Source organism: Kitasatospora sp. NPDC056327 (assembly GCF_042261735.1).
GTDB lineage: Bacteria > Actinomycetota > Actinomycetes > Streptomycetales > Streptomycetaceae > Kitasatospora.
Window position 1 is genome coordinate 22,654 of the sequence record NZ_JBHJRC010000028.1, and the last position, 24,942, is coordinate 47,595.

Genomic DNA, 24,942 nt, shown 5'->3' on the forward strand with positions numbered 1-24,942 from the left:
GGAGGAGCAGCGGCACGGCGGCTCCCTGCGTGAACCACCCGTCCGGTCACGCGTGCACCGGGAGCCGTCCGCCGCCGGTCGCGTCGACGGCATGCGTCGACGGCGTGCGTCGGCGCCGGTGCCGTCGCGCCCGGGGCCGAACCCGCCCGCCCGGACCCACCGCACCGCCCCGCACCGGCCGCCCACACCTGCCGCCCGCCCCGTCACCCGCCCACCGGGAACCGTCCAGCCGTCACGTCGAAGGCGTGCGTCACCACCGGCACCGTCCCCGGGAGCAGCAGGGCGCGGGCCGCCTCCTCGTCGCGGCGGTCGCCGGCGGTGAGCCGCCCGGCGTGCTGCGCCAGGTGCTCCGTCCAGGACGGGACCAGGTACGTCTCGACGAACCGCTCGGGCTCGCCGCCGTCCTGGTAGAGACCCCAGGTGAGCGCCCCGGTACGGCGGCGCGAGCCGGCCACCCGGCGCATCCGTGCGGCGAAGGCGGTCCGGTGCTCCGGCGCGACCCGGTGGACGACGGTGACCAGGACCGGCCCGTCCGCGCCGCCCGGTTCGACCGCCAGGGGCGGTACCGGCCAGTGGGCGGAGGGCGTCGGGTCGACCCCGTCGGCGTCGTGCAGCGGCAGCCGCAGGGCCGCCGCCGCCCCGGCCAGCAGCAGGGCGCCGGCCGCCAGCAGCGCGGTGGTCGTCCCGGGACCGTCCGACAGCACGCCCCACAGCGGCGCCGTCACCGCCTGGCCGCCCTGGAACACCAGGAGGTGGACGGCCAGGGCGCGGGCCCGCACCCAGCCGGGCAGCCGGGTCTGCACCGCCGCGTTCAGGGTGGACAGCACCACGATCCAGGCCACCCCGGCGGGCAGCAGCACGAGACCGACCAGCCAGGGGACGCGGACCGTCGCGAGCACCGCCAGCACCCCGGCGAGCACGAGCGTGCCCGCGGTCAGGGTGCCGTCGGCGCCGAGCCGGCGGCGCAGCGCCGGCAGCGCGAACGCCCCGCCCACCGCGCCGACGCCGACCGCACCCAGCAGCAGTCCGTAGCCGCCCGGGCCGAGGCCGAGCGACCGGCGCGCGACCAGTGGCAGCAGCGCCCAGAGCGCGCCCGCGCCGGGCACGAACAGCGCGGTGCGGAGCAGCACCCGCCGCACGCCGGGCGCGTTGCGCACGTAGCGGCGGCCCGCCTGGACGGCGGCGAGCAGGCCCTCCTCGCGCGCCCCGCCCCGGCCCCCGGACCGACCGCCGGACGAGCCGCCCGTCGGGCCGCCGGGTCCGCCTTCGGGCACCGGTCCGCGCCAGCGCTTCAGGACGAGCGCGACGCCGAGGAAGGAGGCGGCGTTGAAGGCGAAGACCCAGCCCGCTCCGGCCGCCGCGACCACCGCGCCGCCGATCGCCGGCCCGACCGCGCGCGCCGTGTTCATGCTGACGGCACCGAGCGCCGCCACCTGACCCAGCTGTCGGCGGTCCACCAGCGAGGGCTGGACGGCCTGCCAGGCCGGGCCCATCACGGCGGTGCCGCAGCCGAGCAGGAAGGTCAGGGCGAGCAGCGGCCCAGGTGTCAGCGCACCGGCGAACGCCAGCACCGCGAGGGCGGTGGCGACGGCGGCCATCGCGGCCTGGGCGGCGAGCAGCACCGCGCGGCGGTCGTGCCGGTCGGCCAGGACGCCGGAGGGCAGGGCGAGCAGCACGACGGGCAGGCTCGCGGCGGTCTGCACCAGAGTCAGCAGCGCGGCGTCGTGCCCGACCAGCAGCCACTGGGCACCGACGGTCTGCATCCAGCCGCCGACGTTGGAGACGAGTTGCACGATCCACAGGGCGCGGAAGACCCGGGACGTGAGCGGGGCCCACGCCGAGTCGTCCGCCGGGCGTCGGGCGGGGGTAGTCGCTGTGCTCATGGTGGTCCGTCGCTGGGTGGGGGCGGTTCGGGTGCCGCCGCCCGCTCCCGGCGGACCGGTGGGCAACGGCACGACGGACGCTAGGCCCGGCCGGGCCCCTGCACGCGCCCGGGCGTGCACGGCCGATGGCCCCGCAGCGCACGGAGGGGCCGCCACGCCGGGCGCCGGACGTGCGGCGGGCCCGGCAGGCGGCGGGCCGTCACCCCCGGGGCCGATGGACGCGGTACCGGGGCGGCGGGGGCCGCCCGATCCCGGGGCCGGACGCCTACGGGGCCGGAAGCCTCCGGGCCGCCCGCGTCTACCGGGCCGGGGCCGGGCGGACCGGGTGCTTGCTCAGGATGGACACCCGGTTGAAGGAGTTGATGGTGATCGCCACCCAGATCACCGCGGAGATCTCCTCCTCGCCCAGGACCGCGCGCGCCACCCCGTATGCGGCGTCCTGGAGCGCGGCGTCCGCCGGGGAGGTGGTCGCCTCGGCGAGCCCCAGTGCGGCGCGCTCGTGCTCGGTGAACACCTCGGTGTCGCGCCAGGCCGCCAGCACGCCGAGGCGCTGGGACGTCTCGCCCTCGCGGATCGCGGCCCTGGTGTGCACGTGCAGGCAGTAGGCGCAGCCGTTGATCTGCGACACCCGGAGGTTGACGAGCTCGATCAGCCGCCGGTCCAGCCCCGCGGCGGCCGCCGCCTCGCGCGCCGCCTCGGCGGCGGCCAGCAGGGCCTTGTAGGCACCGGGGCTCTGCTTGTCGACGAACACCCGCCGGTCCGCCGGGACCACCGTCACATCACTCACCTGGACTCCTTGGGCCGATCCTGCTGTCGCCCGCCACTCTGTCACGCCCCGGCCCCCGGCCCCGACCCCGACCCCGGCACTCTGGCGGCACCGGGGGCGGCGGCCGGACCTTCCGCAGCGGGATCCCCGGCCCGGGCGGCGCGCCCCGGGACGGGCCGGAGCCGAGACGGTAGTAATGGAAGGCGGGGACCGGACCAGCGACGCGGAGGCCGTACATGCCGACGATTCAGCCGATCGAGCAGCAACTGCGCGACCTGCGGGCGGAGTTGACCCCGGCATCGGAAGCGCCCCCCGCCGTGGTCACGGAGTTCGCGGCGGGGCGGGGGCGACTGGCGACGCTCGCCGTCCTGGCGGCGCAGCAGGGCCGGGTCATCGTGTCCGACCGGAACAGTCTGCAACTGCTGGCCGCCCGGTCCACGGAGGCCCCACTGCGGCGGTGGTTCGCCGGGCTGGCCGACGGCGAGGGCGCCGCGCTGCGGACGCTGCCCGCCCTGGCGGACGCGTGCGGGCCGGCGGCCGGCCCGGAACCGCTGGCGGGGTGCCAGGCCTACCCGTCCTACCTGGCGTGGCTGGCGCTGAACGGCCGGCCGCCCGGGGTCGCGGCGGCGCTGGTCGCCAACTTCGCGGCCTGGGGCGGCTACTGCGCGACCCTGGCCGCGGCGCTGCGGCGGTTCCACGGTTTCGGGGAGGAGGCCTGCGCGTTCTTCGACTTCTTCGCGCAGCCCCCCACCGGTCTGGAGCGGGCGGCGGCCGAGGCGCTGGGACCGGAGGGGCTCTCCGGTCCGGACCTCGCCGCCGCCCGCGAGTACGGCCGGCTGCTGCAGGCCTACGAGCGGCTCTTCTGGAGCACGCTCGCCGGGCTGCCGCCCGGTGGGTCGCACTCCTGAGGTCAGGCCTGCCAGTGCGGCTTGCCGCTGACCATCCGGCAGGTGATCACCCGGCCGCCCGCCTCGTGGGTGCTCCTGCCGAGGTCGGCCTCGCGGCAGAACTGACCGGCCTTGTAGCAGTTTCCGGCGTTGGACTTGATCTCGCAGTCGCCGGTGGCGGCGGGCTTGCTCTCGGCGGGCGCGGGGTCGGGGTCGGCCGGCGGCTGGACGGGCGTCGGCGTCGTCCTGGGGGCCGGCGTGGCCTTCGTGGGCGTCGGCTGCGCCTTGGGGGTGGTCACCGGCGCGGCCGGGGCGGTGGGCTTGACCGGCTGGGCGGCCGACGGCTCCGGCACCGTGGTCGGCACGGGTGCGACGGTGGCGGGCGCGGGCGCCGGGGGCGGCGTCTGCACCGGCGTGCTCTCCGGCGTGACCGCGGGAGTGGGCGCCTGATCGGGTGCGGCCGGCGTGGGTGCGGTGGTGACCGCGGCGGCGGGCGTGGAGACCGCGGAGGTGGCGGTGTCACCCGTCGTGGGGTCACAACCGGTCAGTGCGAGGCCGACCGTGAAGACGAGTCCGGCGACGGCGGCCAGACCGCGACGGCCGCCGCGCATCCGTGAAGACATGGACGTGAACACTCCGTTCCGCTTGAAAGAGGTTCGTGAGTCAACCAGATCCGTCACACGATCTGTCCATACTTCAAGCACTTGTAAGCAGATCGAGATCTGGCGATCACGGAACGTCGATCAACGGACCGATGTGATCACCTACCGCCAAACCCGGTCACGGCCGCTCGGGATTCCCGGCAGTCTCACGGCCTCACGGCCTCACGGCGCCATTGCCTCACGGCGTCACGGGGATGTTGGTCAGACCGGCCGTCGCCCGGGTCACGGTGTTGGACGCGTACACCACGTTGGGCCGGCCCGCGCAGGCGGAGACCGAGGTGATCCGGATCGCGTAGGCGCCGACGCCGCCGAGGTCCGAGGTGTTGCCGCGCCACACGTTCCCGCACCCGTTCGGGAAGGACGGGGTGGTGGCGGGATTGTGGGTCTCGTACCCGTTGGCGAAGGTGCCGGGGGCGGCGAAGGTCCCCCGGTTGTCCTCGACGAGGTAGCCGCTGCCCTTGACGTCCACCCAGGAGTCGGCGGAGTTCTCACCGCTGATGCCGCGCCCGTCGAAGGTGTTGCCCCGGATCGTGCCGCCCGAGGTGCCCTCCTTGACGTCGATCCCCTCGGCCGTCACGTAGGGGCCGATCCGGTTGTTCTCCACCAGCACCCGGTCCGAACGGTCCGCGCCGCCGGTGTTGCCGTGGCATCCCCAGTTGGAGTTCGCCGAGCCGAGGTAGACCCCCTCGCCGTAGGCCGGCTGGACCCGGCCGGTGTACTCCACGACCGAGTTGCGCAGCACCCCGTCGGCCGAGGAGCGGCGGAAGTGCACGCCCTCGTCCTCGATGTGGTGCACGTACAGGCCGTCGATCACCACGTGCGGCGAACCGTCCAGCACCACGCCCTTCTTGGAGTCCCTGACGGTGAACCCGGTGAGGTTCCAGTACGGCGCCCCGGCGAGCCAGAGCCCGTAGCCGGAGTCCCACCCCGGGGTCGGCGCCGGACAGGACGGCGCGGACCCGGACGGGCCGTCGTTGACCAGGACGGCGGTGCGCGGCCCGGTGAGCGTGACGGGCTCCGCGGCCGTGCCGGCCCGCTGCGCGACGAAGGAGCCGCGGTACTCGCCGGGCGCCAGCCGGATCGTCCGCCCCGGCACGGCCGCCGCCAGCGCGGCCCGCAACTGGGCGGCGGTGGAGACGTCCACGGTCTGCGCGGCCGGGGCGGTGGATCCGGCGAACGCGGGAGCGGCGGGGGCGAGCAGGGCCGCCACGGCAACGGCGGCGGTGAGAGCGGAACGCGGGTGCACCGGACCTCCAGGGGTACGACGGTGATCTGGTAAGGATTCCTTACTTGATTCCCTCCGCCGCCGCCCCTCACTCCCCCGGGACCGGCCGCCCTCCGCGGGGGCCGTCGCAGCGCCGGCCGGCCGCGGCGAGGGCGCTCCGCCGGATGAGGCCGACACCCGGGCGGATCAGGACCCAGTAGGCCGCGAACCGGCGCCGGGCGCGGGCATCGGTCCCCTGGATCCGGGTCTCGGTCACCAGCCGCGAACCGGTGCCGTGCGCGATCACCTCGTGGGAGATCACCGCCTTCGCATAGCCGGGCGCGCCGAAGGCCAGGAAGCCCTCGCCGTCCCGCAGCGGCGCCGGCTCCTGCGGGACCGGGCTCCAGAAGCGGGCGACCCGGCCCAGCACCAGGATCCGGCCGGGCTCCTCGGCCAGCGTCACCCAGCGGTCGCCCCGACGGAACAGGTCGGCCAGCGGCACGGACCGGTCGAGCAGGTCCGGACCCCTGCCGCGCAGCCGGGAGGGCAGCGTCCGCAGCGCCAACAGCACACGGGGGAGCGGGAGATCGGCCAGCGTCACCGCGTTCAGCGCCGCCCACACCTCCTGCGGCGGCGCCGCGAGGGTGATGCCGTGGACCGTGCGGTGGCCGTAGGCGGGCAGGAACCGGTCGAGCGTCTCGTCCATCGGGAGCCTTTCCGGTTCCGGGTTCGATGACGGGGATCGGGGGCACCCCGGCGCCACCGATCCCCGGCCCGCCCGGCGAACCGTGCGGCGGCGACCAGCATCCCCGGCCGGCCTCCCCTCCCACCAGCCCCTGGAGGCCGAACACCATTGCTACTGAAGGGGGTTGACAGTAGGAGTCCGACCCTCCACCCCTGCCCCTCCCGCCCAGCTCCCTCCGCCCCGGCCCCTCCACCCCGGGCTCCGCCCGGCGGACCGGCTCCCCCCGGCTCCCCCGCGCACCCCCGTGGGACCGGGTCGCATCAGGTGACGGCGAGTGCGCCCGCGGGGCAGGTGCCGACGGCGAGACGGACGGCCGGGTGCGCCTCCCGCGGCGGGTCGGCGTCCAGCAGGACGACGAGGCCCTCGTCCTCGTCCTGGTCGAACACCTCCGGGGCGATCAGGGCGCACATCCCGGCGCCGATGCAGCGGGTTCGGTCCGCGTGCGGTTCCATGCGGCTCAGTCCTCGCCCCAGGCCACGGGCAAGCGGTGCACGCCGTAGATGTTCATGTTCGTGCGCAGCGGCACCTCCTCGGCCGGCACGGCGAGCCGCAGCGTCGGGAACCGCTCGAACAGGGCGGGCAGCGCGACCGTCAGCTCGACGCGCGCGAGCTGCTGCCCCAGGCACTGGTGGATGCCGTGACCGAAGCCCAGGTGTCCGGTCGCCCTGCGGCCCAGGTCGAGGGAGTCGGGATCGGGGAAGCGCTCCGGGTCGCGGTCGGCCGCCTGCAAGGAGAGGGTGACGCTCTCCCCCGCCCTGATCAGCCGGCCCGCCAGCTCGACCTCCTCCAGCGCGGACCTGACGCCGGTGTGGGCGACCGTCAGATAGCGCATCAGCTCCTCGACGGCCTGCGGCGCCAGGGCCGGGTCCCTGCGCAGCGCCTCGGCCTGGGCCGGGTTCTCAAGCAGGGCGAACGTGCCGTGGGCGATCATGTTCGCGGTGGTGTCGAGCCCGGCGGCGAGCAGGAAGCCTCCGAGGCCGACGAGTTCCCCGTCGGTGAGGCCGGAGTCGCGGGCGAGGTCACCGAGCAGGTCGTCGGTGGGCTCCGCGCGTTTGGCGGTGACGAGTTCCGCCATGTACCGCTCCAGCCCGGTCATCGCGGCGTACCGCTCCTCCGGCGCCGCGTCCGCGGTCAGGATGGTGTCGGCGTGCCCCTGGAAGCGCTCCCGGTCGGCATAGGGCACACCGAGCAGTTCACAGATCACCACCGCGGGGATCGGCCGGGCGAACACCTCGACCAGGTCGGCGCCCGGACCCCTGCGCTCCATCGCGTCCAGGCACTCGGCGGTGACCTCCTCGACCCGCTCGGTCAGCAGGCGCATCCGGCGGACGGTGAACCGGCCCGCCAGGAGCCGCCGGTAACGGGTGTGCTCCGGGGCGTCCATCCCGGTCATGTCGCCGACGGGGGCGGGCGGCAGCGGCTCCTCGGGGCCACCGGGGAACGGATGGTGCAACAGCTCGTAGCGGGAGCTGAAGCGGGGGTCGGCCAGGATCGCGCGGACCACGGAGTGACCGGTGGCCAGCCAGCCGGCATGGCCGTCCGGGTAGGTCATCCGCGCCAGCGGATCGCGTTCGCGCAACTCCGCCAACCCGGCAGGCGGGTCGAAGGGACACCCGGCGGCACGCCGGGTGGGGACCGTCACCGGCGGGACGGCCGCGCGGGCACCTGCCGCGCGGCCGTCGGCCGAGGAGCCGTCGGTGGAGCGGTGAGCGGTCGAGCGGTGAGCGGTCGAGGGGTCGTGCACCATGGGACCCTCCAGCGGGGAGCGACGTGCGGCCTGTCGCGGGCGAAATGGCACCATCGGCACCACAGATGGCGCCATCGCCCCACGGCGACGACACCACCACTCACCGGGCGGAACCGCCCACCCGGAAATCGCCCGCACACGCGGACGTCCACCCGGGCGACCGCCCCCGGAGAGCGCCCGCACGGGCCATCATGATGCCGCCATGGCACCATGGCAAGTCATTATTGGCACCGAATGACGCCACCGCGACATCGGCACGGCGCCGGCACGGCGCCGGGCGCCAGAACCCCGGCCGCGCCCGCCCGGACACCCCGCACCGGCACCCCGGAGCAACCGCCGGACCGGCCCCCGAACCGGCCCTCCCCCCTCGGTCAGTCCACCAGGGCCGAGCGGCGCTCGAAGATCTCGGGACGGGCACGGTCGAGAGCCGTGGCGACGGCACCGAGCAGGACGGCCTCCTCGCCGAGCCGGCTCGGCGCGAGGGTGGGCCGCATGGGGCTGAGGCGGTACAGCGCCTCGCCGAGCGGTTCGAGCAGCAGGTCCGCGCTGGCCCCGATGCCACCGCCCAGCACGATCAGGTCCGGGTCGAGGACGGCCGACAGCACCGCGAAGGCGTAGGCGAGCTGACCGGCCGCCCGCTGCACGGCGGCGGTGGCGACCGGATCGCCCGCCCGGGCCGCGTCGAAGACCTCCTTGGCCGTGACCGGACCGGTCATGCCGAGGTCGAGCGCGGTGCGGACGACGGCGTCCGCCGCGGCGGCCTGCTCGACGGTGCCGCCCGGGGTGCCGTCGGGGTGCGGCGGGAGCGGGACCAGACCCACCTCGCCGAGCGCACCGTGCGCGCCGACCAGCGGCTCGCCGTCCTTGACCACCCCCACCCCGAGCCCCGTGCCGACCAGCACGTAGGCGAACATCCGGCTGCCGCTCCCCCGACCGGCCCCCGTGGTGTACTCGCCGAGCGCGGCGAGGTTGGCGTCGTTGCCGACGGTGATCGTGGTCTCCAGCCCGGCCGCTATGCGGTCGAACAGGCCGGGTCTGCCCCAGCCGGGCAGGCTGGTGGCGTACCGCACACCGCGCCGGGCCTCGTCCCAGACGCCGGGCGTGCCGATCACCGCGTGGACGATGTCCGCGGCCGCGACGCCGGCCTCGGCGGTGGCCTCCCGCGCGGCGGCCACCACCGCGTCGGCCACCGCGTCGGCGGTGCGCCCCTGGTTGGGGATGTTCCGGCGGGCCACGACGTCCCCGGCGAGGTCGGCGACCGCGACCCGCAGCCGGGCCCGGCCGATGTCGACACCGAGTACGTGTCCGGCGAGCGGGTCGGGCTCGTAGAGGACGGCGGCGCGCCCGCGCTCGGGGATGAAGCGCCCGGCCTCGCGGGCCAGTCCGGCCTGTTCGAGGGCGGCCAGGGCGGCGGAGACGGTGGGCTTGGACAGGCCGGTGTCACGGGCGAGTTGGGCGCGCGAGGACGGGCCGCCGAGGCGCAGCCGTTCGAGCAGCAGCCACTCGTTGTTGCTGCGCAGCCGCTGCCGGTTCCACGGCTGCGCCGGCGCCGGGCCCGGCGGAACGGTGGTCGGCAGCTCGTCGCTCATGCGGGTCCTCCGGTCTGGGGCGCGGTCCCGGGGCACGCCGGTGCCCCGGCGCCCGGGCCCTGGGCATCAAGCCAGTATGACCGGTCGTCACAGCGCTCACCGGAGGGTTCTCGCCCGCGGTCGGACGGCGCCCGGGGAGGGAGGGAGTAGGGGCGGCAGGGGCGGTGGGACGTCACGCTCCTCTTGCCACTCTCAACGTATAGCGCACGGGGGGCCTTGCCGCAAGGCCCTGGTCCTGGCGCACAATCGTCGGCCTGAGCCGGAACCAGCCCACCCGGGAGTATGCGAAGTGCACCAGCTTGCGTCGGACGCCAGGACCGGATCCGCGGCCGTGAACCCCGTGACCACCAGCGTGTTCGATCTTCCCGACCGCCTCGCGCCCAAGGCCGACCCCGCGTTGACCGCCCAGGACGAACGGCACTTCGCGGCCGTCGCGAAGAGCCTGGAGCAGGCGGTCGCCGAGACCTCCGGCCGCCTCGACGCCGCCCGCCGGGCACCCGGGGGCGCCGGGCGGGCCGCGATGGACCGCGACCTGGAGGTCCACCGGCTGACCGGCCGTCTGCGCGCCCTGCGCCGCTTCGGCCTCGACCTGTGCCTCGGGCGCATCGTCCCCGCGCACGGGGCCACCGACGGGACCGCGAACGGCACCGGCACCGGAGAGGGGACCGGGGTGGGGACCGCCACCGGCGACGACGACAACGGCGGGCCGGTCTACATCGGCCGCCTCGGCCTCACCGACAGCGAGGGCCGCCGGCTGCTGCTCGACTGGCGCTCGCCCGCAGCCGCACCGTTCTTCGCCGCGACCCACGCCGACCCGATGGGCCTGGCCAGCCGCCGCCGGTACCGCTGGACGAACGGCCGGATCACCGACTACTGGGACGAGGTGTTCGCCGCCGAGGGCCTCGAAGGGCACGCCGCCCTCGACGACCAGTCGGCGTTCATCGCCACCCTGGGCGGCAGCCGCTCGGCGCGGATGCGCGACGTGCTCGCCACCATCCAGGCCGACCAGGACGCCGTCGTGCGGGCCGGTTCGCGCGGCGCCCTGGTGGTCGACGGCGGTCCGGGCACGGGAAAGACGGTGGTCGCCCTGCACCGCTCCGCCTACCTCCTCCACTCCGACCCGCGGCTCGGCCACCGCCGCGGCGGCCTCCTGTTCGTCGGCCCGCACCAGCCCTACCTCGACTACGTCGCCGATGTGCTGCCGAGCCTCGGCGAGGAGGGCGTGCGCACCTGCACCGTGCGGGACCTGGTCCCGGAGGGCGCGGGCGCGCCGGCCGAGAGCGACCCGGAGGCGGCCCGGCTGAAGGCGTCCGCGGACATGGTCCGGGCGGTGGAGAAGGCGGTGCGGATCTACGAGGAGCCGCCCACCGAGGGGATGGCCGTCTCCACCGACTGGGAAGACCTCTGGCTGAGCGCCGAGGACTGGGCCGAGGCCTTCGGGGCCCCCGACCCGGGCACCCCGCACAACGAGGCGCGCGAGCAGATCTGGGCGGAGCTGGCCGAGATCCTGCTGGCCAAACTGGACGGCGGCGAGGACATCCCGGTCGAGACCTTCCTGCGTTCGCTGCGCCGGGACGGCGACCTGGTCGACGCCCTCCACCGCGCCTGGCCGCTGCTGGAGGCCGCCGACCTGGTCGGCGACCTCTGGACGGTGCCCGCCTACCTGCGGCTGTGCGCGCCGTGGCTCGCCCCCGAAGACGTCCGCCGCCTGCGGCGCGCCGACCCCCGGGCCTGGACGGTGTCCGACCTGCCGGTCCTGGACGCGGCCCGGCGGCGGCTCGGCGACCCGGAGACCGCCCGGCGCAGGCGCCGCCAGGACGCCGCCCTCGCCGCCGAACGGGAGCGGATGGCGGAGGTCATCGGCGACATCCTCGCCGCCGACGACGACGGCGAGGGCGCGGTCACCATGCTGCGCGGCCAGGACCTGAAGGACACCCTGGTCGACGGGGGCGCGCTGCCCGCCGAGGACCCGGACCGGCTGGCCGGGCCGTTCGCCCACGTCGTCGTCGACGAGGCCCAGGAGCTGACCGACGCCGAGTGGCAGATGCTGCTGGCGCGCTGTCCGTCCCGGAGCTTCACCATCGTCGGGGACCGGGCCCAGGCCCGGGACGGCTTCGCCGAGTCCTGGCAGGAGCGGCTGGCGAGGATCGGCATCGACCGGAGCGAGGTTGCCTCGCTGAGCGTCAACTACCGCACGCCGGAGGAGGTCATGGCGGAGGCCGAGCCGGTGATCCGGGCCGCCCTGCCGGACGCCAACGTGCCCACGTCGGTGCGCCGCAGCGGGGTTCCGGTCACCCACGGGTCGGTCGCGGAGCTGGACGGCGTGCTGGACGGCTGGCTCCGGGAGCACGCCGAGGGGACGGCGTGCGTGATCGGCGACGCGGCGTTCACGGCGGCGTTCACGGCCCCGGCCGCGGGGAGCCCCGGGGCGGACCGGATCCGCGCCCTCACGCCGGAGCTGGCGAAGGGGCTGGAGTTCGACCTGGTCGTCCTCGTCGACCCGGCCTCGTTCGGCGAGGGGGTGGCGGGTGCGGTGGACCGGTACGTGGCGATGACCCGCGCGACCCGGCGGCTCGTGGTCCTCACCCCCGCCTGACCGGACCGCCGCCGGGTCGCGCGACGACCTCCGGCGCGTCCGCTCCCGGGCCGGGCGCACTACCGCAATCGCGGCGAAGGGTCAAACATTCACCCCTTCCCGGGCGAGCCGCGCCCCGGGGCGTGATCATGGGACCCATGCGGTCCCGGCACGACGGAGCAGGCGACGGCGGCACCCCCGCGAGCGCGGACGACACGGCGCTCACGGCGGCGGCCGCGGCGCTCGCCGGAAGCACCGCGGGCACCACGGACGGCGACGCCCCGGACCCGCTGCGTGAACTCCTCGACGTGCTCCCCACCGGGGTGGCCCTGCTCGACGCGGAGCTGCGCTGGCTCTACCTCAACACGGCGTTCGCCGAGGTCACCGGCGTGCGCCGGGCCGATCTGCTGGGCCGGCCGGTGGCGGGGACGGCGTTCGCGGGCACCGCCGGCACGCTGCGCCGCGTCCTGGCCGACGGACGCGACCGCGAGCGGACCGCAGGCGGGCCGGACGGGCCGGACGCCCCGGTGCCGACGGGCCTGCGGGTCCGCTACCGCGCGCTGACCGCCGGAGGACGCGTCAGCGGTGTGCTGGTGGTGGTGCCGGACGATCCCGACCCGGCCCGGGAGGCGCGCCGGGAGCTCGCGCAGGCCCGCCGGCGGCTGGCCCTGCTGGAGGACGCCGCCGAGCGGATCGGCACCACCCTGGACGTCGACACCACCTGCGCCGAGCTGGCCGCGTTCGCCGTGCCCCGGCTGGCCGAGCTGGCCACCGTCGACGTGCTGCCGCAGGACGCCCCCGACCGCGGCGGCCGGGCGACGGGGCTGCGCTTCCACCGGGCCGCGCTGCACTGCGCGGACGGCATCCGCCCTGCCGTCGGGGAGCTGGCCCGGCCCGGCGAGACGGTTCGCCACCGCGAGGGGTCGGTGGCGGCCCGGGCCCTGGCCTCCGGGGTCGCCGTGCTGATCGGGCCGCGCGCCGCCGGGGAACCGACCGGAGCCGCGGCCGACCCGGCCACCGCGGCCGCCTACCGGGCCGCCGGGGTGAACTCGCTGCTGGTGGTGCCGCTGACCGCGCGCGGCCGGCTCGCCGGGCTGCTGACGCTGGCCCGCACCGGGGCCTCCCCCGCCTTCGGGCCCGACGACGCGGTGCTGGTCGGCGACCTCGCCGCGCGGGCCGCCGCGGGCATCGACAACGCGCGCCGCTACAGCCGCTCGCAGGGCATCGCGCTCGACCTGCAGCGGGCCCTGCTCAGCGAGCCCCGCCGCCCCCACCAGAACCTCGGACTCGCCGCCCGCTACCGGCCGTCCGGCGCCAGCTCGGTGGTCGGCGGCGACTGGTACGAGATCGTCCGGCTGCCGTTCGGGCGGACGCTGCTGGTGATGGGCGACGTGATGGGCCACGGCGTCGAGGCGGCCGTCGACATGAGCGGCTACCGCTCCACGCTGCGCGACATCGCCGGCACGGACCTGCCGCCGCACCGGATCCTGCGCCAGTTGGACGCCGTCATCGCCGCCGACGAGTCCGCCCGCCCCGCCACCTGCCTGCTCGCCCTCGCCGACCCGGGCCGGGGCCGGTGGACCTTCGCCGGAGCGGGCCACCTCCCGCCCGCCCTGATCGCGCCCGGCCGGCCCACCGAACTGCTGCGGGTCCCGACCGGCCCGCCGCTCGGCACCGGGCTCGGCGGCTACGAACCGGTCACCCGCCGCCTGCGGCCGGACGAGACCCTGCTGCTCTACACCGACGGCCTGGTGGAACGGCGGGGCGAGGACATCGACACCTCGCTCGCCCGCCTCGCCGCCCTGCGCCTGCCCGCCACCGGGACGCTGGACGACCTGCTCGACGCCGTGCTGCACGCCCTCGGCCCGGCCCCCGGGACCCCGGCGGAGGACGACGTGGCCCTGCTGGCGGCGCGGCCCCGGGCGCGCTCCCGGACGTAGACCGCACCGGCTTCCCGACGCCCCGGTATCCCGACAAGCCGACATCCCGACAAACCGGCATCCCGACGCACCGCCACCCGACCGCGCCGAAGCGGCCCGGTCGGGCGCCGGGCAACGGTGCGCCCACGGACCGCACCGCCGCCGCCCCGCCCGGTTCCGCGCCCGGCGCGCCCGGCGGATGGCCGGAAGCCGCCGCGCTCCCCCGCCGCCCCGGAGGCTCCCGGACCACGCCGGTGCGGCCACCGCCACCGGGCCGAATCCGCTGCTCGGACGCCGTCCCTCCGGCGGGCCGGCGCACCGGCGGAACCGCCCGGCCGCCCCGGCCGGGGCGGCCGCGGCGTGGACCGGATCCGGTCGTTCCGCCGATCACGCTGCCAACCGGTCTGCCGGGCCCGACACTTGAGCCCGCAGCACGGGCCCCACCCGACCTGGGTCTGATGACGCGGCACCTCACGTTTCCACGTGTGCACCAACGTCATTGACGAGACAGGAGAATCCGGATGGCTCGCTCGCGCATTACCCGACCTGCGGCCCTCGCCGCCGCGGCGGCAACCGTCGTCCTCGTCGCGGGGACCGCCCCGGCGGCGGTGGCCGCCCCCGCCGACCGGCTGCCCGCGGCGCAACTGCTCCCGGTCCCGCAGGGGGCGCTGCACAGCCTCGTCTCGGGGCTGAACAGCGGCGGCACGGTGATCGGCCAGTACTTCCTGGAGGGTTCCGACGGTCCGCTCGCGGTCCGCTGGAAGGCCGGCCGCCCCGGCTACACCCGTCTGGCGCCGCTGCCCGGCGAGCAGTACAGCCGCACGAGCGCGCTCAGCGACTCCGGCACGGTGGTCGGACTGTCCTACAACAGCCTGCTCGCCTCCCACCCCGTCCGCTGGGCGCCCGACGGCACCCCGACGCCGCTGACGCTGCCCGCCGGGTCCAGCGGCGGCAACGCCTCCTCGGTCAACGACGACGGCGTGGCGGTCGGTGACGCCTTCGACGCGGGCAACCGCTACTCCCCGGTCCGCTGGCGGCCCGACGGCACCGGGACCGGCCTGCCGGCGCTTCCGGGCGACGACAGCGGGTCCGCCGCCGCGATCAACGACGCCGGCACGGCGGTCGGGTGGAGCGGCCGGCACGGCGCCGGCGGCACGGCGCACCCCGTGGTCTGGAACGCGGCGGGCCGGGTGCGCGCGCTCCCGCTCCCGGCGGGGATCACCGACGGCAAGGCGACCCGGATCACCGGGAACGGCGTGGTGCTCGGCCAGGGGCGGACCGCCGGGAACACCGAGTACGACCGGGTCCTGGTCTGGGCGGCCGACGGAACCGTCCGCGACGCCGGGTTCGGCCTGGCCCGCTCCGTCAACCGTCGGGGCACCGCCGTCGGCACCTCGCTCGAAGGCACCGTCTACGGCAACCCCGCCCGCTGGGCCGCGGACGGCACCCAGACGGTGCTCGCCAACCCGGCGGCCCCGGCCGGCGAGGCCCTGGGGGTCAACAACCGGGGCACCGCCGTCGGGTACGGCTGGCCTCCGGGCGACAACCCCGCGCTGGACAAGGCCCTGCTGTGGAAGCCCGACGGCACGGTCGTCCCGCTGCCGCCGTCGCCCCTCGGCCCCTACTCGGCGGCCACCTACGTCAACGACTCCGAGGTGATCGCGGGCGTCGCCGTCGGCACCGACGCGGCCGGCCGGGCTTCGGTCTGGCGCGCGGCGGTCTGGAAGCGCTGACACCCGCGCGAGCGGTCCGGCCGACGGGGAGGGCGCACCGCCGGCCGGGCCGTCCGGCTCTTAGCGCAGTCGCGGGCCCGGGCCGCGCCGGGCACCGCCGCCGCGGCCCCGCCGCCCGGGCGGGTCAGAGCTTGGCCAGGGCCTGCTCCAGGTCGGCCCAGAGGTCCTCGGTGTGCTCGATGCCGACGGCGATCCGCACGGTGCCGGGACCGATGCCGGCCGCCGTCAGCTCCTCGTCGGACAGCTGGCGGTGGGTGGTGCTGGCCGAGTGCAGGATCAGGGTGTGCACGCCGCCCAGCGAGGGGGCGAGCGAGGCCAGGCGGACCTCGCCGACGAAGGTGCGGGCGGCCTCCCGCCCGCCCGCCAGGTCGAAGGCGAACACCCCGCCCTGGCCGTCCGGGAGCAGCCGGCGGGCCAGCTCGTGGTCGGGGTGCCCGGGCAGCCCCGGGTGGTGCACGGTGCCGACCGCCGGGTGGGCCGCGAGCCGGCCGGCCAGGTCGAGCGCGGACGCGCAGTGCTGCCGGACCCGCAGGCCGAGGGTCTGCATCCCGCGCAGCGTCAGCCAGGCGGCGAACGGGTCGAGGGCGGCGCCGAGTTCCACCGAGTGGTGCCAGACCCGGTGGTACAGGTCGGCGTCGGCGAAGACGGCGACCCCGGCCAGCACGTCGGAGTGGCCGCCGAGGTACTTGGTGGCCGAGTGGATCACGATGTCCGCGCCGTGCTCGATCGGGCGGCAGAGCAGCGGGGTGGGGAAGGTGTTGTCCACCACGCTCAGCACACCGGCCTCGCGGGCGACCGCGATCAGGGCCGGCAGGTCGGTGACCCGGGCGACCGGGTTGGAGACTGTCTCCAGGTAGAGCAGCCGGGTGGTGGGCCGCAGTGCCTCCCGCACCTCCTCCGGGTCGTCACCGCCGACCCGGGTGACCTCGACGCCCCAGCGCGCCGCCAGGTCCGCGAGCGTCGCGAAGGTGCCGCCGTACAGGCTCCGCTGGGCGATCACGTGGTCGCCGGAGCGGAGCAGGCCGAGCAGAACGGTGTTGATCGCGCCCATCCCGGAGGAGGCGGCCAGCGCGGCTGCGCCGCCCTCCAGGTCGGCCACCGCGCGCTCCAGCGAACGGACCGTCGGGTTGCCGTGCCGGTTGTAGAGGAAACCCCGGTCGGGGCCGTGGAAGGCGTGGGCCAGGGCGTCGCTGTCGGGGAAGGCGAAGACGTGTCCCTGGTGCAGCGGCACGCCCAGTGGCCGGCTGACGGCCACCTCCTCGACGGACGGGTGGACGATCCGGCTCTCGGGGCGCAGCCCGCGGTGGAGTTCGCTCATGCCTCCCATGCTGGCCCGGGCGGCGGGCCCGGACCAGGTCCAATCGAAGGCAGGTGGCCTGCAACTCGGGGTCCGGCGTCGACCTCATCCTCGCCCGCCATGGCCCGGCCCGGGCCCCTCACGGCACGGCCCGGGCCCCTCGGTGGCACGGGCCGGCCCGAACCGGCCCGCCGGGCCCGCCGGGCGGCGGGGCATCAACGCCCCTGCCGCGGAAGGCGGACTCCCCGGCGCCGCCGGGCCCTACCGGCGACGCCGCCGGATCGCGACCGGGACGACCGCGGCCAGCGCGACGGCCGCCGGCGCCGGGGGCCCGCCGAGCGGGTCACCGGTCCGGGAGCCGGCACCACCACCGGAGGCGAGCCCCCGCTGGTCGAAGGTGTCGGGCACCGGCAGGGTGTCCCAGCGGCCCACCGGCCAGGCGATCACGAACGCCCGGCCTACCACGTTCTTCACCGGGACGAAGCCGCCGCCCGGCTCGGTGACGTGGAAGCGGGAGTCCCGCGAGTCGTTGCGGTGGTCGCCCATCACCCACAGGTGGTCCTTGGGCACCTTCACCTCGCCCACCGGCGCGTCGCCGCACGGCGAGGCGCCCGGGAACAGGTAGGGCTCGTCCAGCGCCACGCCGTTGACCTTGACCGGGCCGCTCTCGCGGCACTCGACCGTGTCGCCGCCGACCGCGATCACCCGCTTGATCAGGTCCTTCTCGTCGTCGGAAGGCAGCAGGCCGACGGTGCTGAGCACCGTGCGGACACCCTCGGCGAGGACGTTGCCCTTCTCCCGGGGCACCGAATCCAGCCAGCCGCCGGGATCCCGGAAGACCACCACCTCACCGCGCTCCGGCTCGGCGCCGAACCACGGTGTCAGCTTGTCGACCAGGACGCGGTCGTTCTTCTCCAGCGTGTGCTGCATGGAGCCGGAGGGGATCGAGAACGCCTGGACGAAGAAGGTCTTGATGCCCAGTGACAGCAGCAGCGCCACACCGACGAGGATCGGCAGCTCCTGCCAGAGCGGCCGTTTCCGCTTCACCGCTCTTCCCCCGGCCCCGGCGTCCCCGTCGCCGGACCGCGGGTCGCCCGCCCCCGGCGCGTCCACGTCCAGCACCACCGCGTCGCCCGTGCCACCCGGGTGCCCCGGCTGTCCCGGAGTCCCCGGACCACCCGCCGCACCGGAGCCCGTACCGACCTGACCGCTGCCCGCCGAACCGGCGGTCTCCTCCACGCTCATCCCTGGCCCCCTCCGGACGGCCCGGCGGGCCCCGCCGCGGGACCCCCCGTTGTCAGCTAACGAACGGTGGTTCCCGCCACCGGCCCGTCAGAACGTACACCCACGTGTTCCCCGCCGCCCCACCGGCCGCGGCATCCGCCCCGCACCGGCTCCCGGACCGCGCCCGCGCCCGTCGGGGCCGCTCCTGCGGACCACGACGGGCGGTCGCCGCCCGTTCCTGCGGAGAGGCCCTACGCCCCGCCGCCGAGCATGATCCGGGCGACCAGCTCGCGACGGCCGGCCACTCCCGTCTTGGCGAACACCGACTTCAGGTGGTCCTGCACGGTGTACGGCTTCATCGCCAGCAGCCGCGACACGTCCCGGGTGGCGCACCCGCGCACCAGCAGCAGCGCCACCTCCTGCTCGCGGGCCGTCAGCCCGTAGGCGGACAGGTAGAGCGGCATCGCGTCGGCGGGCGTGGCCGGGGCCGCCACCACCGTCACCTCGCCGCCGCCCCCGGCGCCCTTGAGCGCCGAGCCGTGCAGCACGTACCAGCGGCCGCCGCCGTCCTGCACCCGGCGACCGGCCCCAGCTGCTCGCGGAAGCGCACGCTGTCCGCCGGGCGGCCGCCGGTCGCCCGGCTGAGCGTCTCCGCCCGGACGCCGCTGCGGCGGATCGCCGGGAAGGTCGTCACGTCGTCCGCCCACACCTCCAGGTGCACGGCGGCCTCGAACCCGTCGAGGCTCAGGTCGTCGCTCAGCACCGAGGTCACCAGCCCGGTCGCCGGGTCCGCCGAGTGCCGGCAGACCGCGTCGTACTCCAGCACCCCGCGCAGGATCCCGTCGGCTCCGCGGAACACCCCGTCGACGGTCAGGCCCGCGCCGGCGAGCTCCCGGATCCCCTCGATCGCCTGTCGCGCCGCCGCCCCGCGTGCCGCACGTGATCCCATGGGGCGGAAGCCAGCACGCACACCGACCACCGGCCCATGCCCCGGCGGTCGGATCCCACCACCCCCTCCGGGCGGGTCGCGCGGGGCCGGGGCGGCCGGCCGCCCCGGCCCCCGAGGGCCGTCAGAGCCAGTCGCGGCGCTTGAAGACGAGGTAGAGGCTCGTGCAGACCAGGGCCATCAGGGCGATCGCGAACGGGTAGCCGAAGGCCCAGTGCAGTTCGGGCATCTCGTCGAAGTTCATGCCGTAGACGGTGCCTATCAGGGTCGGCGCGAAGAGGATGGCCGCCCAGGAGGAGATCTTCTTGATCTCGTCGTTCTGGGCGTGACCGGCCTCGGCCAGCTGCTTCATCTCCTCGTTCTGCCGCTGGGACACCAGGGTGGCGTTGACGGTGAGGATGTTCTGCAGCATCTGCCGGAAGCCGTCGACCCGCTCGGCGGCGTAGGTGGCGTGGTCGGTGACGTCGCGCAGGTAGCGCTGGAGCTCCTCGTCGGTGCCGTACTTGCCGAAGCCGGCCTCCAGGCTCTGCATGATCTCCAGCAGCGGGCGGGTGGCGCGCTGGAACTCGATGACCTCGCGGGAGAGTTCGTAGATGCGCCGGGACACCTGCGGGTCGCCGCCGAAGACCTCGGTCTCGATCTCGTCGATGTCGTGCTGGAGGCCCGCGATGACCGGGGCGTAGCCGTCCACGACGGCGTCGAGCACCGCGTAGAGGACGGCCTCGGGGCCGAGGGCCAGCAGCTCCGGGTCGGACTCCAGGCGGCGGCGCACGGCGGAGAGGTCGGGGGCCTGGGAGTGCCGGACGGTGAGCACGAAGTCGGGGCCGACGAAGAGGTGGATCTCGCCGAAGTCGACCTCCTCCACGTCGTCCAGGTAGCGGGCGGCCCGCAGCACGACGAACAGGGTGTCGCCGTAGCGCTCCAGCTTGGGCCGCTGGTGGGCGACGATCGCGTCCTCGATGGCCAGTTCGTGCAGGTTGAAGCGCTCGGCGGCCTCAAGGAGCTGGGCCTCGGCGGGGCGGTAGAGCCCGATCCAGGCCATGGCGCCGGGCTTGCCGGGCAGTTCGCTGTAGACGTCGGCCAGGTTGGCGGCCGACTGGACGCGGTGTCCGTCGCGGTAGACGGCGGCGTCGACGACGGAGCGCTCCAGGCTGACGTGCTCGACCGGCTGGTCGGGGCGCGGGTCCATCGAGTGCTCGGGGGCGGGTTCGACGACCGTGCTGCAGTCCTGGGTGGTGACGGGACGGGTGAAGGGACGCTTGCTCGCGCGCACAGCGCGCACACGCCAGTCGGACATGGTGGGGTACCTCCGCGGTTCTGGGGCCGCCGCCCCCGGACACGACGGGTCGCGGGTGCGGGGCGGGCGGGAGGCGCCCGGCCGTCCTCCACCGCGCACGGCGCCCGGGCCGCGCGGGGCCGGCCGGGTCAGCGGCGGGCGGTGCGACGGCGGGGGTCGGGAGCGGTACGGGAGGAGGGTTGCCGGGTGCCAGGAGATGTGGGGGACGTCCTGGGTCGGGGCCGACTTCGACCCGGACTACTACTGCACTCCACCGCTCTCACCTCCTCGCCGCCGGGGCGCCCGCGCGGGGTCGCCGGTACCGGGCCACCAGGAGGCTCCACACCGCCGTGCGGGCGCACTCGGGCGCCGCGACGTCGGGTGGGCACCCCTGATCTCGTCAGAGCTTTGGCACGCCACGGCGTAGCACCCCCGGAGTCCCGGGCGGTGCAGCCACTTGGGGTCACCCCTTAGGCCGGGGAGACCTGTCCTGACCCTGGGCGTCTCTCGACGTCGTGGGGTCAGTGGCCTGTGTCCGTGGCGACGCCTCACCGAACGAGGTGCCTTCACAACCTCCACGAGTCTAGTACCCGCCGGGGGGTTCCTTCGACCGGGGGTACGGTTCCGGCGCTCGACCGGATGGGGTGCGACGGGCCTCCGGGGACGCGCCGAGGCGCGGAAGGGGGCGCGCGCCGGCCTCCCGCACTCCGGGTGCGCTACGGCGCGCAGCCTCCCGGCAGGGCGTCAGCCACCCTGCGGAGGGGCCGGGTTCGCGCGGACGCGCGGACGCGTCCGGCCCGGCCCCGGGGCCTACAGGTGGGCGGCCACGTACGGCAGGGCGACCGCCTCCAGCGCGCCCGGCGAACCGAACGCGGGGTGCACGTTGACCTCGAAGACCACGCCCCCGCTCTCGGCCGCGAGGTCGACGGCCGCGAACGGAAGCCCGACCGCCACGGTGGCGGCCACGGCCAGGTCCGCCAGCCCGGCGGGCAGCTCCGGCAGCGGCAACGGGGTGGAGACGGCGCCCCGGGCGAGGTTGCACGGCTCGTCCGGATCGTCCTGCACGTGCTCGACGGCGCGGATCGCCCGCCCGGCGAGCACGGTGATCCGGTACTGGTGGCGGCGGCCGTCCGCGGTGAAGTTGCGGGCGTCCTGCGCGAGCAGCCAGTCGGTGCCGGTCTCGGCGTAGCACTCGGCCGCCTCGGCCAGCTGGGCGGCGGTGGTGACGTGGAAGACGTCCTGCCCGCTCATCCCGACGGCCGGGCGGGCCCAGACGTCGCCGCCGAGCCTGGCGAACACCTCGCCGGCCTCGGCCGCGGTGGGCCGGGAGAGCGTTGCGGTGGGCATCTGGCGCACGCCGTCACGGGCGAAGCGCTCGACGGCGAGGCGCTTGTCGGTGGCCGTGCGCCAGCCGTCGACGGCGGTGCCGAGCGAGCGGACCGGGTGGGCGCCGATGGCCCGCTGGCAGTCGGCGAGCTCCAGGCGCCGGTGCGGCGGGATCTCGTAGAGCAGCACCGCGGTGGCGGCGACCGCGAGCCCCTCGGCCGGGACTTCGAGCGAGACGCCGTCGCCGCTGCCGCGCACCCGGCCGCCGCCCGCCGGACCGCCCGGGCCGCCGCTCATGAAGTGCCGCGCGTCGAGCAGCACCGGCGCACGCCCGGTGAGCCTCCGCACGGCATCGGCCAGGGTTTCCCGGCTGCCCTCGTTCGAGCTGTGATCGGTCATCAGAACGAGCTCACTACGCCCCATGGGCACATGGAACATGTCGCGGACATGCCTGGGCAAGGGCTTCCCGGGATTCCGGCCCGAACCGAATCCGGATGCGGCCGACCGGTGCCGGGCGTTAACCTCGGTGCCATGTCGACGCCCCGCATCTCCTAGCCGACGGACCCACTCCCACGCCACCCGTGTGTCCATCCGCTGTTACGGAGCGTCATCCCCTTGATCGCCACCCGTGGTGTCGACGTGCGCGTCGCCGCCCGTCTGCTGCTGTCCGACGTCACCCTCCACATCGCCCCCGGCGACCGCATCGGCCTGGTCGGCCGCAACGGGGCCGGGAAGAGCACCCTGCTCGCCACCCTCGCCGGGCAGCTGCCGCCGGCCGCCGGCACCGTCACCCGCACCGGCCCGGTCGGCCACCTCGCGCAGGACCCCCGCGCCGCCGACCCCGCGACGACCGTCACCGAGCGGATCCTCTCCGCGCGCGGCCTGGACACCGCCGTCCGGGAGCTGAACGCCGCCGCGGCCGCGATGGCCGCCGGCGGCGACGAGCGCGCCCAGCGCCGCGCGACGGCCGCCTACACCCGGGCCGAGGCCGGATTCCAGGCGCGCGGGGGCTACCAGGCGGAGGCCGAGGCCGCCCGGGTCGCGGCCGGTCTCGGCCTGCCCGACCGGGAGCTGCACCGCCCGCTCGGCGAACTGTCCGGCGGCCGGCGGCGCCGGGTCGAGCTGGCCAGGCTCCTCTTCGCCGGCCGCACCACCCTGCTGCTGGACGAGCCCACCAACCACCTCGACGCCGACGCCGTCGCCTGGCTCCGCGGTCACCTGGCCGGCCACCCGGGCGGGCTGGTGCTCATCAGCCACGACGTGTCGCTGCTCGCCGCCACCGTCAACCGGGTCTTCCACCTCGACCCGCAGCGCGCCACCGTGGACGTCCACAACACCGGCTGGGCCGCCTACCTCGCCCAGCGCGCGGCCGACGAGCGCCGCCGCGCCCGCGAACGGGCCGGCGCCGAGCGCAAGGCCGCCGCCCTGCACGCCCAGGCCGCCCGGATGCGGTCCAACGTGGCGACCGCCGTCACCGCCCGCTCGATGGCCCGCCGCGCCGACCGGATGCTCGCGGCGCTCGAACCCGAGCGCCGGGCCGAACGCACCGCCCGCATCCGGCTGCCCGAACCCTCACCCTGCGGAAGGATGCCGCTGGGCGCGGTCGGCCTGACCAAGGCCTACGACGGGCGCACCGTGCTCGAAGGCCTCGACCTCGCCGTCGACCGCGGCAGCCGGCTCGTCGTGCTCGGCGCCAACGGCGCGGGCAAGACCACGCTGCTCCGGATCCTGGCCGGCCGGGAGGCCCCGGACGGCGGGCGCGTCGTCCCCGGCCCCGGGCTGCGGATCGGCTACTTCGCCCAGGAGCACGACACCCTCGATCCCGGGCGCACCGTCCGGGAGAACCTCGCCGCCGCCTCACCGGGCCTCACCGACGGTGAGGTGCGGAACGTGCTCGGCGCGTTCCTGTTCCGCGGCGACGACGCCGACAAGCCGGCCGGGGTGCTCTCCGGCGGCGAGAGGACCAGGCTCGCCCTGGCCGGGCTGGTCCACTCGGGCGCCAACGTGCTGCTCCTCGACGAGCCCACCAACAACCTGGACCCGGCCTCGCGGGCCGAGGTGCTGGCGGCCGTGGGCGGCTACCCGGGGGCGATCGTGCTGGTCACCCACGACCCGGGAGCGGTGCGGGCGCTGCGCCCGGACCGCGTGCTGATGCTGCCCGGCGGGGACGAGGACCTGTGGAGCGACGACCTCCTCGACCTGCTGACCGGCGGGTGAGCACGGCCGGAGGCCGGACCCGGGGCGGGACCGGGCCTGCGGGACGGGGCCCGGGCCTCCACCAGGGGGTCGGACCTCCGGGACGGGGCCGGGTGCGGCGTGCGGCGGACGGGCTCAGGGCCTGCGTGCCTCGATGAGGAAGCGGGCGGCGTGGGCGGTGAACGGCCCCTCCGCCCGGATCAGCGCGTCCAGTGCGCGCAGGCGCTCCCGGTACCCGTCGACCGTGAAGCCCGGCACCATCCAGGTCACCTTGCGCAGGAAGTAGACCACCGCGCCGATGTCGCGGAACTCGATCCGCAGCCGCTCGGAACGCAGGTCGACCACCTCCAGCCCGGCGGCCCGGGCGGCGTCCGCGTCGTCCTCCGGCCGCCGGGCCCGGCGTGCCTCCGGCTGCGGGCCGAGGAAGAACTCCACCAGTTCGAACACCGAGGCCGGCCCCACGTGCTGCGCCAGGTAGCTGCCGCCCGGGCGCAGCACCCGGGCGATCTCCGGCCACCGGACGGTCACCGGGTGCCGACTGGTGACCAGGTCGAAGGCGTCGTCGGCGAACGGCAGCGGCGGTTCGTCCGAGGCCGCGACGACGACCGCGCCGAGCGGGTGGAGCAGGGCGGTCGCCCTGGCGATGTTCGGCGGCCAGGACTCGGTGGCGACCATCGTGCGCGGGAAGCCGTCGGCCACTCCGGCCAGCACCTCCCCGCCCCCCGTCTGCATGTCGAGCGCCGCCGAGGCACCCGCCAGCCGCTCCCCCAGCAGCCGCTGGTAACCCCAGGACGGACGCTCCTCGGTGGCGCGGCCGTCCAGCCAGGAGAAGTCCCACCCGTCGACCGGAACCTCGGCCGCCTCGTCCACCAGGTCCTCGAACGTACGGTCCATAACGCCCATCCTGCCCCGTCCGTCCGCGGTCCGCCCGTGGTGCCCCCCGGGCCCCGGGGGGCCCCCCCCCCCC

At 76.1% G+C, this 24,942-nt stretch carries 20 protein-coding genes and 1 riboswitch; of the genes, 5 read left to right on the forward strand and 15 right to left on the reverse strand.

The annotated features are described in order from the left end of the window. Positions 1–203: 203 nt before the first annotated feature. Positions 204–1,883, reverse strand: a complete 1,680-nt coding sequence (locus ACFCX4_RS06960) for an MFS transporter (RefSeq protein WP_376139538.1) — start codon at positions 1,881–1,883, stop codon at positions 204–206. Between the two features lie 298 nt (positions 1,884–2,181). Beyond that, positions 2,182–2,670, reverse strand: coding sequence for a carboxymuconolactone decarboxylase family protein (locus ACFCX4_RS06965; RefSeq protein ID WP_376139540.1), 489 nt, complete (start codon positions 2,668–2,670; stop codon positions 2,182–2,184). A 215-nt stretch (positions 2,671–2,885) separates the two neighbouring features. Between ACFCX4_RS06965 and ACFCX4_RS06970 the strand changes: the two genes are divergently transcribed. Further along, entirely contained in the window at positions 2,886–3,557 is a 672-nt protein-coding gene (locus tag ACFCX4_RS06970) for a transcriptional regulator (RefSeq protein ID WP_376139542.1), read from the forward strand. Between the two features lie 2 nt (positions 3,558–3,559). Here ACFCX4_RS06970 and ACFCX4_RS06975 read toward each other — a convergent pair whose 3' ends face one another. From ACFCX4_RS06975 to ACFCX4_RS07000, 6 genes are all read right to left on the reverse strand, one after another. Further along, the gene (locus ACFCX4_RS06975; RefSeq protein WP_376139543.1) at positions 3,560–4,159 is read right to left on the reverse strand and encodes a hypothetical protein; all 600 of its coding nucleotides are present in this window, start codon (positions 4,157–4,159) and stop codon (positions 3,560–3,562) included. 217 nt (positions 4,160–4,376) lie between these two features. After that, complete coding sequence (locus ACFCX4_RS06980) at positions 4,377–5,444, reverse strand: right-handed parallel beta-helix repeat-containing protein (protein WP_376139545.1); 1,068 nt, start codon at positions 5,442–5,444, stop codon at positions 4,377–4,379. A 67-nt stretch (positions 5,445–5,511) separates the two neighbouring features. Continuing rightward, on the reverse strand, positions 5,512–6,108 hold the full coding sequence (locus ACFCX4_RS06985) for a hypothetical protein (RefSeq protein ID WP_376139546.1): 597 nt from the start codon (positions 6,106–6,108) through the stop codon (positions 5,512–5,514). 299 nt (positions 6,109–6,407) lie between these two features. Next, on the reverse strand, positions 6,408–6,599 hold the full coding sequence (locus tag ACFCX4_RS06990) for a ferredoxin (RefSeq protein WP_376139548.1): 192 nt from the start codon (positions 6,597–6,599) through the stop codon (positions 6,408–6,410). Between the two features lie 5 nt (positions 6,600–6,604). Further along, positions 6,605–7,699 carry a cytochrome P450 gene (locus ACFCX4_RS06995; protein WP_376139550.1) on the reverse strand — a complete coding sequence of 365 codons (1,095 nt, stop codon included), beginning with the start codon at positions 7,697–7,699 and terminating at the stop codon, positions 6,605–6,607. A gap of 566 nt (positions 7,700–8,265) precedes the next feature. Further along, positions 8,266–9,483 (reverse strand): ROK family transcriptional regulator, encoded by a 1,218-nt coding sequence (locus ACFCX4_RS07000; protein WP_376139552.1) that lies wholly within the window; start codon positions 9,481–9,483, stop codon positions 8,266–8,268. A 331-nt stretch (positions 9,484–9,814) separates the two neighbouring features. Between ACFCX4_RS07000 and helR the strand changes: the two genes are divergently transcribed. The 3 genes from helR (at position 9,815) to ACFCX4_RS07015 (ending at position 15,710) form a co-directional block, all read left to right on the forward strand. Then, positions 9,815–12,079: an RNA polymerase recycling motor ATPase HelR gene (gene helR / locus ACFCX4_RS07005; RefSeq protein WP_376139553.1), complete on the forward strand. Its 2,265-nt coding sequence runs from the start codon at positions 9,815–9,817 to the stop codon at positions 12,077–12,079. Between the two features lie 137 nt (positions 12,080–12,216). Beyond that, positions 12,217–13,998 carry a SpoIIE family protein phosphatase gene (locus tag ACFCX4_RS07010; protein ID WP_376139555.1) on the forward strand — a complete coding sequence of 594 codons (1,782 nt, stop codon included), beginning with the start codon at positions 12,217–12,219 and terminating at the stop codon, positions 13,996–13,998. Positions 13,999–14,498: 500 nt separating this feature from the next. Beyond that, on the forward strand, positions 14,499–15,710 hold the full coding sequence (locus ACFCX4_RS07015; RefSeq protein ID WP_376139557.1) for a hypothetical protein: 1,212 nt from the start codon (positions 14,499–14,501) through the stop codon (positions 15,708–15,710). A gap of 124 nt (positions 15,711–15,834) precedes the next feature. Here the strand turns inward: ACFCX4_RS07015 and ACFCX4_RS07020 are convergent, their stop codons facing one another. The 6 genes from ACFCX4_RS07020 to ACFCX4_RS07045 form a co-directional block, all read right to left on the reverse strand. Next, entirely contained in the window at positions 15,835–17,028 is a 1,194-nt protein-coding gene (locus ACFCX4_RS07020; protein ID WP_376139559.1) for a trans-sulfuration enzyme family protein, read from the reverse strand. 240 nt (positions 17,029–17,268) lie between these two features. Then, a complete protein-coding gene (lepB, locus tag ACFCX4_RS07025) occupies positions 17,269–18,054 on the reverse strand; it encodes a signal peptidase I (RefSeq protein WP_376139561.1) in 786 nt (261 codons plus the stop codon). Between the two features lie 428 nt (positions 18,055–18,482). Then, positions 18,483–18,806 carry a helix-turn-helix transcriptional regulator gene (locus tag ACFCX4_RS07030; protein ID WP_376139563.1) on the reverse strand — a complete coding sequence of 108 codons (324 nt, stop codon included), beginning with the start codon at positions 18,804–18,806 and terminating at the stop codon, positions 18,483–18,485. Further along, positions 18,731–19,180, reverse strand: coding sequence for a hypothetical protein (locus ACFCX4_RS07035; protein WP_376139565.1), 450 nt, complete (start codon positions 19,178–19,180; stop codon positions 18,731–18,733). Before ACFCX4_RS07035 ends, ACFCX4_RS07030 begins: the two co-directional genes overlap by 76 nt. 121 nt (positions 19,181–19,301) lie before the next feature. Further along, on the reverse strand, positions 19,302–20,474 hold the full coding sequence (locus ACFCX4_RS07040; RefSeq protein ID WP_376139567.1) for a magnesium and cobalt transport protein CorA: 1,173 nt from the start codon (positions 20,472–20,474) through the stop codon (positions 19,302–19,304). Between the two features lie 361 nt (positions 20,475–20,835). Beyond that, a riboswitch (M-box (ykoK) riboswitch) is annotated at positions 20,836–21,020 on the reverse strand. Between the two features lie 243 nt (positions 21,021–21,263). Further along, positions 21,264–22,178: a RimK family alpha-L-glutamate ligase gene (locus tag ACFCX4_RS07045; RefSeq protein WP_376139568.1), complete on the reverse strand. Its 915-nt coding sequence runs from the start codon at positions 22,176–22,178 to the stop codon at positions 21,264–21,266. Positions 22,179–22,394: 216 nt separating this feature from the next. On the opposite strand from ACFCX4_RS07045, the gene ACFCX4_RS07050 reads away from it, so the two are divergent. Next, positions 22,395–23,996, forward strand: a complete 1,602-nt coding sequence (locus ACFCX4_RS07050; protein WP_376139570.1) for an ABC-F family ATP-binding cassette domain-containing protein — start codon at positions 22,395–22,397, stop codon at positions 23,994–23,996. A gap of 114 nt (positions 23,997–24,110) precedes the next feature. Here ACFCX4_RS07050 and ACFCX4_RS07055 read toward each other — a convergent pair whose 3' ends face one another. After that, positions 24,111–24,869 carry a methyltransferase domain-containing protein gene (locus ACFCX4_RS07055; protein ID WP_376139571.1) on the reverse strand — a complete coding sequence of 253 codons (759 nt, stop codon included), beginning with the start codon at positions 24,867–24,869 and terminating at the stop codon, positions 24,111–24,113. Positions 24,870–24,942: the final 73 nt, after the last annotated feature.